This is a genomic window from Allobosea sp., assembly GCF_035944895.1.
In the GTDB taxonomy this organism is placed as follows: domain Bacteria; phylum Pseudomonadota; class Alphaproteobacteria; order Rhizobiales; family Beijerinckiaceae; genus Allobosea.
Map to the genome: position 1 here is coordinate 181,213 of NZ_DASZAT010000012.1, position 14,600 is coordinate 195,812.

Annotated in this window: 9 protein-coding genes; 3 read left to right on the top strand and 6 right to left on the bottom strand. The window is 65.0% G+C overall.

The window, feature by feature from the left end:
* Window positions 1-8 precede the first annotated feature (8 nt).
* Together VGV58_RS23005 and uvrB are read right to left on the bottom strand one after the other, a co-directional pair.
* Window positions 9-404 (bottom strand): DUF2513 domain-containing protein, encoded by a 396-nt coding sequence (locus VGV58_RS23005; RefSeq protein WP_326876380.1) that lies wholly within the window; start codon window positions 402-404, stop codon window positions 9-11.
* A 70-nt stretch (window positions 405-474) separates the two neighbouring features.
* Entirely contained in the window at window positions 475-3,138 is a 2,664-nt protein-coding gene (uvrB, locus tag VGV58_RS23010; RefSeq protein WP_326876381.1) for an excinuclease ABC subunit UvrB, read from the bottom strand.
* Window positions 3,139-3,602: 464 nt separating this feature from the next.
* Here uvrB and VGV58_RS23015 point away from each other — a divergent pair, with 464 nt between their 5' ends.
* Entirely contained in the window at window positions 3,603-6,593 is a 2,991-nt protein-coding gene (locus tag VGV58_RS23015) for a type ISP restriction/modification enzyme (protein WP_326876382.1), read from the top strand.
* 72 nt (window positions 6,594-6,665) lie between these two features.
* Here the strand turns inward: VGV58_RS23015 and VGV58_RS23020 are convergent, their stop codons facing one another.
* Entirely contained in the window at window positions 6,666-6,887 is a 222-nt protein-coding gene (locus VGV58_RS23020) for a hypervirulence associated TUDOR domain-containing protein (RefSeq protein WP_326876383.1), read from the bottom strand.
* 148 nt (window positions 6,888-7,035) lie between these two features.
* Here VGV58_RS23020 and VGV58_RS23025 point away from each other — a divergent pair, with 148 nt between their 5' ends.
* Window positions 7,036-8,394, top strand: coding sequence for an esterase-like activity of phytase family protein (locus tag VGV58_RS23025; RefSeq protein ID WP_326876384.1), 1,359 nt, complete (start codon window positions 7,036-7,038; stop codon window positions 8,392-8,394).
* Window positions 8,395-8,596: 202 nt separating this feature from the next.
* Window positions 8,597-8,959 (top strand): SPW repeat protein, encoded by a 363-nt coding sequence (locus tag VGV58_RS23030; RefSeq protein ID WP_326876386.1) that lies wholly within the window; start codon window positions 8,597-8,599, stop codon window positions 8,957-8,959.
* Window positions 8,960-9,034: 75 nt separating this feature from the next.
* On the opposite strand, the gene VGV58_RS23035 is transcribed toward VGV58_RS23030, so the two are convergent.
* From VGV58_RS23035 to VGV58_RS23045, 3 genes are all read right to left on the bottom strand, one after another.
* Window positions 9,035-12,559 (bottom strand): molybdopterin cofactor-binding domain-containing protein, encoded by a 3,525-nt coding sequence (locus tag VGV58_RS23035; protein WP_326876387.1) that lies wholly within the window; start codon window positions 12,557-12,559, stop codon window positions 9,035-9,037.
* Window positions 12,556-13,047, bottom strand: coding sequence for a (2Fe-2S)-binding protein (locus VGV58_RS23040; protein WP_326876388.1), 492 nt, complete (start codon window positions 13,045-13,047; stop codon window positions 12,556-12,558). Before VGV58_RS23040 ends, VGV58_RS23035 begins: the two co-directional genes overlap by 4 nt.
* 243 nt (window positions 13,048-13,290) lie before the next feature.
* On the bottom strand, window positions 13,291-14,487 hold the full coding sequence (locus VGV58_RS23045; RefSeq protein WP_326876389.1) for an amidohydrolase family protein: 1,197 nt from the start codon (window positions 14,485-14,487) through the stop codon (window positions 13,291-13,293).
* Window positions 14,488-14,600: the final 113 nt, after the last annotated feature.

Below are 14,600 nucleotides of genomic sequence, written 5' to 3' on the forward strand. Positions count from 1 at the left end.
TAAAATATCTAAATCTGAATCCCTGTATGCTCTTCTATTTTCTTCTTTATAAGTCCTTTGGCTAAATCTTTTAATAAATCAATGGTGAAGCCTCCGGCTCGTTCTGCTCCTTTTTTTGTTTTAGACCATACCTCTGGATCTCTTACGCTATCTGCAAAATCGTATCCTATCATTGTTGGTCTGATACCCATATCAAACCGCATCAAAAACGGTCGCCCACTGGTCGTTTCTGGCTTCGCGATATGATGATTTAGCAGCCCAGCCTCGACCAAAAGCTCGATATGAAAGTCGATTTCTTCTTTCTTGTAGCCATCAACGACTATTGATTTCTTGCTGACACGAGCCGCCTCGACATTTTCGAACGATAAAAGAATCTCTCGAACGAGGTCCATATTTCGTTTCATCAAAATCTCCAGACAATAAGCTACTCATAACAACAATATGAGCTATAGAAATATAGTACGAGCAAGATACCTACCTCCGCCTCCCCCGCCTCTCCCCCGCCCCCTTCGGCCGCGCCTCCGGCACCGGGCCCATCTCGTCGAGCGTCGGCTTCCTCGGCCGCGCCACGCTCGCCTTCGGCTTCCCCTCGCCGCCGCCCCAGTTGTGCGGGCCCATATCGGCGTCGGTCGGCTTGCGGGCGCGGGTCGGCAGGTTCGCCGAGGCGCCGTAGCTGCGCTCGCCCTGGTATTTGCCGGCGCTGCCCTCGACATCGCTCTGGCGGGCGAGCGGGTCGTCGGCGATGGCGAGCTCGGTCGCCTGCAGGCGCTTGATCTCGTCGCGCAGGCGCGCGGCGGTCTCGAATTCGAGATCGGCCGCAGCCTCGCGCATGCGCTTTTCGAGATCGGCGATCGCGGCCTTGAGGTTGTGGCCGGCGACCGGCCCCTCGACCAGGCCCTTGTCGACGGTGACATGGTCGCGCTCATAGACCGAGCCGAGGATGTCGCCGATGGCGCGCCTGATCGTCTGCGGCGTGATACCGTTGGCGGCGTTGTAGGCCTCCTGCTTCTCGCGCCGGCGATTGGTCTCGGCCATCGCCCGCTCCATCGAGCCGGTGACATGATCGGCATAGAGCACGACCTTGCCGTCGACATTGCGCGCGGCGCGGCCGATGGTCTGGATCAGCGAGGTCTCGGAGCGCAGGAAGCCCTCCTTGTCGGCGTCGAGGATGGCGACGAAGCCGCATTCGGGGATGTCGAGGCCCTCGCGCAGCAGGTTGATGCCGACGAGGACGTCGAACGCGCCGAGGCGCAGATCGCGGAGAATCTCGATGCGCTCGATCGTGTCGATGTCGGAGTGCATGTAGCGCACGCGCACGCCGTTCTCGTGCAGGTATTCGGTCAGATCCTCGGCCATGCGCTTGGTCAGGACGGTGACGAGGGTGCGATAGCCCTTGTCGGTAACTTCCTTGACCTCGTCGAGCAGGTCGGCGACCTGATGCTTGGCCGGGCGGATCTCGACCGGCGGGTCGATCAGCCCGGTCGGGCGGATGACCTGCTCGGTGAAGACGCCGCCGGTCTGGTCCATCTCCCAGCCGCCGGGCGTGGCCGAGACATGGATCGAGGACGGGCGCATCGCGTCCCATTCCTCGAAGCGCAAGGGCCGGTTGTCCATGCAGGAGGGCAGGCGGAAGCCGTATTCGGCCAAGGTCGCCTTGCGGCGGAAGTCGCCTTTGTACATCGCGCCGATCTGCGGCACGGTGACATGGCTTTCGTCGGTGAAGACGAGGGCGTTGTCGGGCAGGTATTCGAACAGGGTCGGCGGCGGCTCGCCCGGCTTGCGGCCGGTGAGATAGCGCGAATAGTTCTCGATGCCGTTGCAGGAGCCAGTCGCCTCGATCATCTCGATGTCGAAGGTGCAGCGCTGGTCGAGCCGCTGCGCCTCGAGATAGCGGCCCATGCGGTTGAGCTCGTCGAGGCGGCCCTTGAGCTCCTCCTTGATCGACTTGACCGCCTGGTTCAGCGTCGGGCGCGGCGTGGTGTAGTGCGAATTGCCGTAGACCTTGATGAATTCGAGCTCGCCGGTCTTCTGGCCGGTGAGCGGATCGAACTCGCTGATGCTCTCGACCTCGTCGCCGAACAGGCCGATGCGCCAGGCGCGGTCCTCATAGTGGGCCGGAAAGAGCTCGACCGTGTCGCCCCTCACCCGGAAGGTGCCGCGCGCAAAATCGTGCTGGACGCGCTTGTATTGCAGCGCGACGAGATCGGCGATCAGCTGGCGCTGCTCGATGCGCTCGCCGAGCTTCAGCGAGAAGGTCATCGCCGTATAGGTCTCGACCGAGCCGATACCGTAGATGCAGGAGACCGAGGCGACGATGATGACGTCGTCGCGCTCCAGCAGCGAGCGCGTCGCCGAATGGCGCATGCGGTCGATCTGCTCGTTGATCGAGGATTCCTTCTCGATATAGGTGTCCGAGCGCGGGACGTAGGCCTCCGGCTGGTAATAGTCGTAATAGGAGACGAAGTACTCGACCGCGTTGTCGGGGAAGAAGCTCTTGAACTCGCCATAGAGCTGGGCCGCCAGCGTCTTGTTGGGAGCGAGGATCAGCGCCGGGCGCTGCGTCTCCTCGATCACCTTGGCCATTGTGAAGGTTTTTCCGGAACCGGTGACGCCGAGCAGCACCTGGTCGCGCTCCTGCCGCCGGACACCGTCGACGAGATCGCCGATCGCGGTCGGCTGGTCGCCGGATGGAGAGAACTCCGATTTCATCTGAAAGCGCACGCCGCCTTCCGATTTCTCGGGGCGCTCGGGCCGGTGCGGCGTCCAGGGCTTGCCGGGCTCGATGAACGGGCTGCCGGTCTCCAGCAGCGCCTGCAATGACTTCGCCGTCAGCGAGGCCGCGCTGTCGCTGTCGGGATCGAAGGCCGAGTCGGCCTTCTTCGAAAGCTTGCGCGGCTTCTTCTCATCGGCATCGCCCGGCCGCGCCTCATAGCCGGCCTGCGGCGCGTCGCTGAAGCCGGCCGCGCCACCCGGCACCGCCTTGCCGCGATTGATCGCCGGGTTGAGCAGGTCGGCGAGATAGCCGTCGAGCGGCTTGAGCTCGGGCTTGCTCGCCTTGGAGTTCGGCGTGCGGGTGGCGGCGGATTTCTTCGCAGCCTTGAGCTTGGCGGCGGGCGTGGTGTCGGTGCTCTTTGGCATGGCCGCAATATGGGCGTGATTTGCGGCGGATGCGAGAGGGTCCAGGCGGCGGAGATGCGGCTGGTGACAGGAGTTGGCAGGAGCGTGCGGTGGACGCCGGAGGGTCGTCACATCCTTGCGGCGCAGTTGGCCGGCGTACGAAGCAGCTGGCTCGGCGCCCGCGGCAGCTTGCGCCCCGCCGGGCGGTCGCGCAACCGGCGGCTGTGCCCCGATTGCCTTTGGTCAATGGCTCTGGCTAGTTGCGGGGCATGAGCCAGATCCTAATTCAAGCCTATCTCAACGACCTCGACCGCGTCAGGAAGTTCTCAGGCTCCCTCACCGAAGGCGTCATCAGCGAGGCGTTCAAGGATCTGCTCAAGGCCTGGTCCAAGCAGAACCATCTGCACTTCATCAGCCAGTACGAATTCGAATCGCCGCAGAAGAACCGTGTCCGGCCCGACGGCACGATCCTGCACGATCTGCGCGTGCCGCTCGGCTATTGGGAGGCGAAGGACACCGCCGACGATCTCGACGAGGAAATTCGCAAGAAGCTGGCCAAGGGCTATCCGCAGGACAACATCATCTTCGAGAATTCCGAGACGGCGGTGCTGATCCAGAACCGGCAAGAGGTGCTGCGCTGCTCGATGACCGACGTGGCGCAGCTCGGCAAGCTGGTCTCGCTGTTCTTCAGTTATGAGCGCCAGGAAATCCGCGAGTTCCGCAAGGCCGTGGCGCAGTTCCGGGCCGATCTGCCGGCGGTTCTGGAGGCGCTGCGGGCCAAGATCGACGCCGCCTACACTGGCAATGCCGCCTTCCTGGAGGCCGCGAACACCTTTCTCGAACAGGCCAGGCAGACCATCAACCCGGTGGTCTCCGAGGCCGATGTCCGGGAGATGCTGATCCAGCACATCCTGACCGAGGAAATCTTCGCCAACGTCTTCAACGACAGCGACTTCCACCGCGAGAACAACATCGCCAGGGCGCTGTACGGGCTCGAGGCGAAGTTCTTCACCGGCGGCGTGAAGAAGGACACGCTCAAGGCGCTGGAGCCCTATTACGCCGCGATCCGCGCCAATGCGGCGCAGATCACCAGCCACGCCGAGAAGCAGACCTTCTTGAAGGTGATCTACGAGACTTTCTACAAGGTCTACAATCCCAAAGCAGCTGACCGGCTCGGCGTGGTTTATACGCCGAACGAGATCGTGCGCTTCATGATCGAGGGCGCCGACTGGCTCTGCCAGAAGCATTTCGGCAAGGCGCTGATCGACCGCGACGTCGAAATCCTCGACCCCGCCACCGGCACCGGCACCTTCATCTGCGAGCTGCTGGAGCATTTCCGTGGCCAGCCGCAGAAGCTGGCGCACAAGTACAAGGAGGAGCTGCACGCCAACGAAGTGGCGATCCTGCCCTATTACGTCGCCAATCTGAACATCGAGGCGACCTATGCCGCGATCACCGGCCAGTTCGCCGAGTTCCCGAGCTTGTGCTTCGTCGACACGCTCGACAATGTCGAGGGCCTCGGCATCCGCTCCGGCCACCAGCACGACCTGTTCGGCGCGATGTCAGCGGAGAATGTCGAGCGCATCAAGCGCCAGAACCGGCGCAAGATCTCGGTGGTGATAGGGAACCCGCCGTACAATGCCTGGCAAGAGAACTTCAACAACCGCAACCCGAACCGGGCCTATAAGCGGATCGACCAGCGCATCAAGGACACCTATGTCGCCAAGGGCACGGCGCAAAACATCAACTCCGTCTACGACATGTACACGCGCTTCTTCCGCTGGGCTTCCGACCGGCTGCACGACGACGGCGTTCTGGCGCTGATTACCAACCGTAATTTCATCGAGAAGGCCGCCTTCGACGGCTTCCGTAAGGATGTCGCCAGCGAGTTTAACGAAATCTACCTGATGGACCTCGGCGGCGATGTCCGCGCCAATCCGAAGCTCTCCGGTACCAAGCACAATGTCTTCGGCATCCAGACCGGCGTGACAATCTCGCTGCTGATCAAGCGCAAGGGGCAGAAGGGCTGCAAGGTTTTCTATGCGCGGCGGCCGGAGGAAGACACTGCCGATGACAAGCTGGCGTTCATCGGGGCTCAAAAGGCTCAGGCTTTGACCTGGCAGCGCGTCGAGCCGGATACCAAGAGCAACTGGCTGAATCTGACAGACAACGATTGGGACAGTCTGGTCCCGCTCTGTTCAAAAGAAGAGAAGGCGAAACGACGTAGTCGTTCTAGAGCGATCTTTCAGCTCTTCTCTCGGGGCGTTGCTACGCAACGGGATGAATGGATTTACGATTTTAACAAGGCAAATCTCGACAGAAAAGCCGCCTTTCTTGTCGCGTCGTATGAGCATACGCGAAATGATCCAAGTAACCCTGATCGCGACGCGATTAAATGGGATCGCGAACTCGAAAAATATCTAATCTCCAACGTAGCTAAGACCTTCAATCGTCAAAATTTACGTCGTGCTGCTTATCGCCCTTTCACCACTTCCTGGCTATTTTTTGATAAGCACTTCAATGGAATGACCTATCAGCTGCCCGCTATGTTCCCTACGAATGCGCAGAATCAAGTGATTGGCTTTTTGGGCATAGCTTCTAGCCATGAGTTAGCGGCTCTCGCCGCAAGCGAGTTGCCCGATCTATGCCTGCTAAAGCAAGGCAATGGCGGCACCCAATGCGTCTCTCGCTACCGCTACACCCCATCCGGCGAGCGCCTCGACAACATCACCGATTGGGCGCTGAAGGAGTTCCAGAAGGCTTATGGCAAGGACGGGCGAGGAAACCCGTCATGGTCGGGCTTGTCCCGACCATCCACGTCTTCGCCGGGCGAGAGCGGTGGCCAAGACGTGGATGCTCGCCACAAGGGCGAGCATGACGAGGAGGATGAGGCAACCGAAGGGCGCAAGGCGAAGACCAAGCGCGTCCTGAGCAAGGACGACATCTTCCACTATATCTATGGCGTGCTGCACGATCCCGTCTATCGCGAGACCTATGCGCAGAACCTCAAGCGCGAGTTTCCGCGCATCCCGTTCTATCCCGATTTCTGGCGCTGGGCCGGCTGGGGCGAGAGGCTGATGAGCCTCCATATCGGCTATGAGAGCGTCGAGCCCTGGCCGCTGCAGCGGCTCGACGTGCCGGACGAGAAGGCGCGCGCCGCCGGCGTGACACCCAAAACCATCCTCAAGGCCGACCGCGACAACGGCATCATCGTGCTCGACAGCGAGACGCAGCTCTCCGGCGTGCCGCCGGAGGCCTGGGCCTACAAGCTTGGCAACCGTTCGAGCCTCGACTGGGTGCTCGACCAGCACAAGGAGAAGACGCCGAAGGACCCGACCATCCGCGAGAAATTCAACACCTACCGCTTCGCCGACTACAAGGAGAAGGTCGTCGACCTGTTGATGCGCGTGACGCGCGTCTCGGTAGAGACCGTGGCGATCACCCAGGCGATGAAGGCGTTGAAGCGGACAGACTAGGCTCGCTTGCAGGCCGACAGCCCGCATTCTCGGCGACGCGATGCGGCAGGGCCAGGTCGAGATGGGCGATGCTCATCGCTCTTTCTCGAGCTCGCTGTGCGATTTCAGCGCGTAGCCGCCGCGCGGCTGCGTCACGAGATAGGCCGGGTTCTCCGGCGAGGCGTTGCGGCGGACCTCGGTGCCCTTGATCGTGCGGGTCACCGGCTCGGTGAAGACCTGCTCGATGCGGCCCCTGGCGGTGTGAGCGCCCCAGCGCCAGGTCACGTCGGTGCCAGCCTTGTATGCCGTGGTCACATTGCACCTCCCCCTCGGTGCTTGCGAAACGCCGGAGCGACGCTTTCGTTCAGGCGCCCCGTCACGCAAGCGTCACGGCGCTGTCGCGCGACTGCAAACTCCGGACGCGAAGCGGGGCCGTCCCGCTTTTCCCCAACCGGAGTGTCCCATGCGTCTGCGCCTCGCTGCCGCCCTTCTGCTGTCGTCCACCATGCTCGCCGGCGCGCAGGATGCGCCGAAAGAGTTCCCGGCCAAGCTGGTCGGCCATGCCCTGCTGCCGGCCAACACAATCATCCCGGCCCCGGCCGATGCGCCGGCCGATCTCAAGGTCTCCGGCAAATTCACCACGCCGGGCAAGCGCGTCGAGCAGGTCGGCACGGTGATGGGCACCTCGGGCGGGCGCCCGACCGGTCTTTCCACCCCCTTCGCCGGCCAGCCGGTGCAGGGCTTCTCCGGCATCCGCTCGCTGGGCAATGGCGAGTTCCTGGTGCTGACCGACAACGGCTTCGGCGCCAAGGCGAACTCGCCGGACGCGATGCTGTTCTTCCACCGCCTCAAGGCCGATTTCGAGGGCGGCAAGATCGAGCGCACCGCCACCACCTTCCTGCACGACCCCGACAAGAAGGTGCCGTTCCGCATCGCCAACGAGAGCACCGAGAAGCGCTATCTGACCGGCGCCGATTTCGATCCGGAATCGATCCAGCCGATCGGCGGCAAGTACTGGATCGGCGAGGAGTTCGGCCCCTACCTGATCCGCGTCGATGCGACCGGCAAGGTCGAGGCCGTGTTCGAGACGACCGTCGACGGCAAGCCGGCCCGCTCGCCCGACCACTATGCCGTGACGACGCCGGGCGCGCCCAACCTGCCGGTCGAGTTCAATGTCCGCCGCTCCAAGGGCTATGAGGGCATGGCGCAGTCACCGGACGGCCGCTTCCTCTACCCGCTGCTGGAAGGCCCGCTCTGGAACGCCGAGACCAAGGGCAATGAAGAGGTCGACGGCAAGGAAGTGCTGCGCATCCTCGAATTCGACGTGCAGAACGAGAAGTGGACCGGCCGATCCTGGTTCTTCCCGCTCGAGCAGAAGGGCCTCGCCATCGGCGACTTCAACATGATCGATGCGACGACCGCGCTGATCATCGAGCGCGACAATGGCGAAGGTACTGCCGACCGCGCCTGCGCCGCCGGCCAGAAGGGCCCGGACTGCTTCCACGACCTCGCCAAGTTCAAGCGCATCGTCAAGATCGAGATGACCGACGCCAATGTCGGCAAGCCCGTGCGCAAGGTCGGCTATATCGACCTGATGAAGATCGCCGATCCCGACAAGAAGGCGAAGCAGGGCGCGATCGACGGCGTGCTGCCCTTCCCGTTCTTCACCATCGAGAACGTCGACGTGGTCGATCTCGCCAATGGCATCATCGTGGTCGGCAACGACAACAACCTGCCGTTCTCGTCGTCGCGCGATCCGAAGAAGGCGGATGACAACGAGCTGGTGCTGCTTCAGGTCAAGGAACTGCTCACTGCCAAGTGAACAGGCAGGCTCGCCAAGTCACGGCGAAGTCGAATCCCGCCTGCGCCAAGTCGTCAGGCATCGTCGTGGCCGGCTCACGCCGGCCATGATCGTTTTCTGGCCAGTCCTTGAGCCATTTCGGCAACGGGCGTATAATGTTCTGGACCAAGCGCCCCGTGCGCGAGGCGCCGTGGTTGGATGATCTTCACCGATGGAGGTGATCATGTTGACCGCGAATATGAGTGGAAAACGGCCGCAGGACTGGCTCAACCTGATCCTCGGCGCACTCCTGTTCATCTCGCCCTGGATGATGGGTTTCCTGGCCGACACCATGCCGACCCGCAATGCCTGGCTGGTCGGCGCCGTGCTTGCCGTGATCGCGATCGCGGCGCTCACCGCTTTCGCGGAATGGGAAGAATGGGTGAATCTGGCGCTCGGCCTCTGGCTGATCGCAGCGCCCTGGGTGCTCGGCTTCACCGGCAACACCGGCGCTTTCCGGACGCATCTGGTGCTCGGCCTGCTGACGGCGTTCGTCTCGGCCTGGGCCGTCTGGAACTATCGGCACGAGCCGCATGCCACGGCCTGACCAACTGGCCGGGCCCGCCCGATCAGCGGGCCCGGCGTCCTCGGTAGCGGAGGGCCTTCCTCGTACAGCCCGCGCTCAGTGCGCCAACTTGCGCGCGCCCTCGATCGCATCCTCGATGCCGCTCCAGGCCGGCTTCCCCGGCGCGAAGCGCCCGCGCAGATAGGCCGCCAGCTCCGCAAGCTGGCGATCATCGAGCGCCGTCGCGAATGAAGGCATCGAGCCGATGCCGTGCTGGCTGCCTTCGAGCAGCATGTTGACGAGGTTGGCCGATGTCGCCGCATGGAGTTTGGACGACAGGCCGAGCGCCGGTCCGGCGTTGAGCAGCGGCGCGGCGCGGCCGGTCTCGTGGCAGGCGGCGCAAGCGCCTTCGTAGAGTCGCGCAATCGGCGAGGTCGCGGGATTGGCGGAGCGTGCGGTCTGCTGCTCGATACGCGCCGCCAGCGCTTCGGCTTCAGCCGCGGGCAGCGGCTCGTTCAGCGAAGCCAGGTAGGTCGCCATCGCCCGGATATCGGCATCGGGCAATTCCCTGAGCTCGGCGATCACCGGTGCCATCGGGCCGGCGGCTGCGCCATGCTGCCGAGAAGTGCCGGTCTTCAGATAGGCGTAGAGCTCCGCCTCGCTCCAGGGGATCGGCCCGGCCGAGAGCTTGGTCAGTGCCGGTGCTTCCCAGCCTTCCGCCTCGCCGCCAGCGAGATAGGCGCTGCCACCCTTCTCCGCGCCGAGCGCGTTGCGTGGGGTATGGCAGGCCCCGCAATGGCCGAGCCCATCGACGAGATAGCGCCCGCGATTCCATTCGGCCGAACGCACGGGATTGGGTTTCAGCTCGCCGCCACGGTTGAACAGCAGGTTCCAGCCGGCCATGAGCAGGCGCAGGTTGAACGGGAAGGTGAGGTTGCTCGGCTCGTTCTCCTGCCGCACCGGCGGCTGCGACATCAGGAAGGCGTAGAGCGCCTGCAGGTCGGCTTCACTCGCCTTGGCGAAGCTCGGATAGGGGAAAGCCGGGTAGAGCTGGCGACCCTCGCGGTGCAAGCCGGCCCGCATCGCCCGCTCGAAGGCGGCATAGGACCAGTTGCCGATGCCGGTCTCGACATCGGGCGTGATGTTGGTGGTCAGCACCGTGCCGAACGGCGTCGGCAGAGCGAGCCCGCCGGCATAGAGTAAGCCGTCCTTAGCCGTGTGGCAGACGGCACAGGCGCCGAGCGCCGCGAGCTGGCGGCCGCGCTCGATCGTCGCCGCCGACCAGGTCGACGGGTCTGGCCGGGCGATCGGCGCGATCGACGGCGCGAAGGCCAGCGAGACCGCGGCGAAGGTCGCGGCGCCCGCCACAGCGGCGCCGAGCTTGCTCCACCAGGGCAGGCGTTTTGCCGGCTCGCGCGGTGGCGGCTTCAAGAGTGGTGTGCCATTGAGACCGGCGAGCACGCGCTCCGGCGTCAGCGGCAATTCGCGGAAGCGCACGCCGGTCGCGTCATAGACAGCGTTGACGATGGCCGCCGCGCTCGGGACCGAGGCCGACTCGCCGGCGCCCATCGGCGGCAGATGCTGGCGATCCATCAGCATGACGTCGATCGCCGGCAGTTCCGGGAAGGTCAGCACCGGATAGGAGCCCCAGTCGCGGCTGGCGACAGCGGTGGTCTGCGAGAACGTCACCTCCTCGCGCAGCACCCGGCTGGTCGATTGCAGGACGTTGCCATGGATCTGGTGGGTCACCCCGGCGGGATTGACCATCATGCCGGTGTCCTGGCCGACGGTGACGCGGGAGACCGTGACCTCCCCGGTCGTGCGGTTGACCGCGACATCGGCGACCCAGGCGGCCCAAGCGGCGCCGACACCCGGCCAGCTGCCATGGACATAGCGGGCCTGGGCGAAGCCGCGCCCGCGCAGGACCTCGCCGTCCTGCTCCATGCGCGGGCCGACATGCGGCTGCCAGTTGGCGCGTTCGGCGGTGGCGCGGGTCAGTTCGGCGGCGCGCTCCTCATTGATGTGGCGGAGGCGGAATTCGACCGGGTCGACGCCGGCCTCATGCGCGAGCTCGTCGATATAGCTCTCATGGGCGAAGACGTTCGGCATCGCCGAGACACCGCGCAGCCAGGACGCGCGCACGATGGGCGGCATGTCATAGGCCGTCAGCCGCATGGTCTCGTAATTGTAGGACGGCACGGCGGTGCGATCGCCCATCCTGAGCGCCGCCGGCTGGTTCGGGATGCGCCCGGTCAGCAGCAGCGCCAGCGTCGGGGCGGCATTGGACGGATACCAGGTGTGGAAGTCGTAGGCTTTCAGCGAGCCGCCCGGCCCGAGCCCGCCCTTGATATCGATCAGCTGGGCCGCGCCCTTCGGCTCCCAGAGATGCTCCTGCTCGCGGGTGAGCTGGACCCGCACCGGCGCGCCGACCGCCCGCGAGAGCAGCACCGCATCGGCGACGACATCGTCGGCGCAGTTGCGGCCATAGCAGCCGGCGGCCTCGAAGCGGATGACGTCGATCCGCTCCTTCGGCAGGCCGGTCAGCACAGCAAGGTCGTTCTGCAGCGGATAGGGGTTCTGGCTGCCGGTCCAGACGGTGATGCCGTCCTCGCGCACATCGGCGACCGCGCAGGACGGGCCGATCGAGCCATGCATGTGGTAGGGCCAGACGTAGGTGCGATCGAGCCGGGTCTCGAGGCTCTCCAGCGCGCTGTCGACATCGCCTTCCTCGGCGAGGAGGCGCGGGGTCGAGGGATGGGTGCGCAGTGCCTGACCGAGATCGGAAAGGTCGGGCGGGGTGAACTCGCGCCATTGCGTCTTCAGCTTGAGCGCCGCCTCCGCCGCCTGCTCCTCACGCTCGGCGACGATGCCGATGAAGTCGCCTTCGACCACGAGAGCGCGGATGCCGGGCACGTCGGCGATCGAGTCGCGATCGACCGAGATCAGGCTCCTGCCGACGAAATCGCCGGCATCCATGCCGGCATAGGGCGGGCGCACCACCCGGCCATGCAGCATGCCGGGCACGCGGACATCGTGGACGTAAGTGAAGCTGCCGGTGACCTTGGCCGGGATATCGACGCGGGCGACCGAGCGCCCGACGAGCCTGTGCTGGTCGACCTGCTTGAACGCGGCGCTCTCGGCCAGCGGCAGCAGGATGCGCTCATTGGCGAGCAGCGTGTCGAGGGTAATCGCAGGCGCCGTCTCGCCCTTGCGCGAGATCACGCCGTCGGCGAGCGCGATCTCGTCTTCGCTGCAACTGAGCGCGGCGGCCGCAAGGGTGATCAACCTGGCGCGAATCTGCGTCGCCGCGATCCTTATCGCCACCGACGTCACCTGGATCGTCTCGCTGGCGATGGTCGCGCCCTGATCGGGCGTCTCGGCGGTATCGCCGAGCACCATCTCGACGGCGTCGAAGGGGAAATCGAGCTCCTCCGCCACCATCTGGGCGAGGGAGGTGCGGATGCCGGTGCCGAGATCGACATGGCCGTTGAAGGCGAGGACGCGGCCTTCGGCCGTCAGGCAGACATGCAAGTCGAGCCCGTCCTCGGGCGCGGCGTCGGCGGCAGCACCCTTGCGCGGTGCCACTACGCCGATGACACCGGCGCGTTTCAACAGCGCCTTGCGAGAGAGCGGCTCGCTCATGGCGCCGCCGCGTCCTGCCGGCCGCGCTCGGCGGCGAGCAACACCGCCCTGACGATCTCGACATGTGTGCCGCAGCGGCAAAGGTTGTGGCGCAGCGCCTCGCGCACCTCGGCCTCGCTCGGATCGGGCTGCACGTCGAGGAAGGCCTTCGCCGTCATCACCATGCCAGAGATGCAGTAGCCGCATTGCGCTGCCTGCGCGTCGATGAAGGCCTGCTGCAGCGGATGCGGGGCGTCGACGCTGCCGAGCCCTTCGAGCGTGACGATCTCGCATCCCTCAGCCAGCCTGACCGGCAGGGCGCAGGCGCGTGCCGCCTGGCCGTCGACCAGCACGGTGCAGGCGCCACATTCGCCAAGGCCGCAGCCGAATTTCGGGCTGTTGAGCGCGAGGTCGTTGCGCAGGAAGAACAGCAGCGGCGTCTGGGGCTCGCCGGTAACCTCATGGCTCGCGCCGTTGACGCGAAGCGTGAAGCGCTTCGTCGTCCTCATGGCTCGCCCAGGCGGGGCGAGGCGCGCCTGATCGTCCTGATCGTCACGGCCACCGAGATCGTTCGTATACGAATGAGAATAATGACAAACCGGAGCGCGCCGCAAGCGGGATTTCCGAGCGCGCCGTCATGCTCGGGCTTGACCCGAGCATCTCAGGCCGGAGGGGCTTCCGCTTGCGCCTTCTTGTCTTGAGATTCCCGAGTCTGCGCTTCGCTTCGCCCGGGAATGACGCTCAGGTCGCGCTCAGTGGCCCACCGACGGGATCTTCTCCGCCGGCGGGGTGTTGCGGCTGATGCCGCTGCGGACGATGCCGTCGATCACGATCATGCCGATGCCGGGCAGGTCGCCGAGCTGGATCGAGTCGAGGAAGTTCCTGCCGGCCGAATGCTGGGCCTTGTCCATGAAGACGAAATCGGCGCTGCGGCCGACCTCGATCAGGCCGCAATCGAGGCTGCGCATCCGGGCGGTGTTGCCTGTGGCGAAGCAGAACGCCACCTCGGCCGGGACGTCGCCGAGCGAGGACAGCATCGAGACCATCCTGATGATACCGAGCGGCTGCACGCCTGAGCCCGCCGGCCCGTCGGTGCCGAGGATGACACGCTGCAGTTCACCCATCTCGCGGGCGACGCGCAGCGTGTAGAGCGCGGCGCGCTCATTGCCGTTGTGGACCAGCTCGAGACCGCGCTTGCAGCCCTCGCAGATGCAGCGGATCTCCTTGTCGGGCAGAGCGGTGTGGCCGCCATTGATGTGGCCGACCACGTCGGTATCGGCCTCCAGCACCACGTCGGCGCCGATCAGCCCCGAGCCGGGGATCGAGGGGCCGCCGGTGTGGATGGTCGACTGGATCCCGTATTTGCGGGCCCAGGCCACCATCTCCTTGGCCCGCGCGCCGTCCTTGACGCCGCCGAGACCAACCTCGCCGAGCAGCTTCACACCGGCATCGGCCAGGTCCTTGAAGTCCTGCTCGACCATGCCGGGTTCGATCACCGGCGCGCCGGCATGGACCTTGACGCCGCCGGGGCGGAAGGCGGTGAAGGCGCGCTGCGCGTAGATCGCCATCGCCTTCAGGCCGACGATGTCCTTGGGCCGGCCGGGGGTGTGGACCTCGCCCGCCGAGATCATGGTGGTGACGCCGCCATGCATGGTCGAGTCGATCCAGCCGAGCTGGTTCTGGCGCGGCGTCCAGTCGCCGGCGACCGGATGGACATGGCTGTCGATCAGCCCGGGCGAGAGCACCGTGCCGTGGGCGTCGATGACGGTGTCGGCCCCCTCCGTATCGAGGTCCTTGAAGCGGCCGACCGCGGCGATCCGGCCGCCGATGGCGACGAGCGTGTCGGCCTCCAGGATCGGGCGCTCGATATCGCCGGAGAGCATCAGGCCGATATTCTTCACCACCAGCTTGTGCGTGCTGCTGACCGTCGTCGCCTGCTGTTCAGCCATCGTATCCGCCCTGTCGTCCGTTACCAGAAATCCGCCGCCATCCTCATCGCCGCGGGCCTGATTGACAAGCATGGCGGGATGCGAGATATTGTTTGTATACGAATGAATTCCTG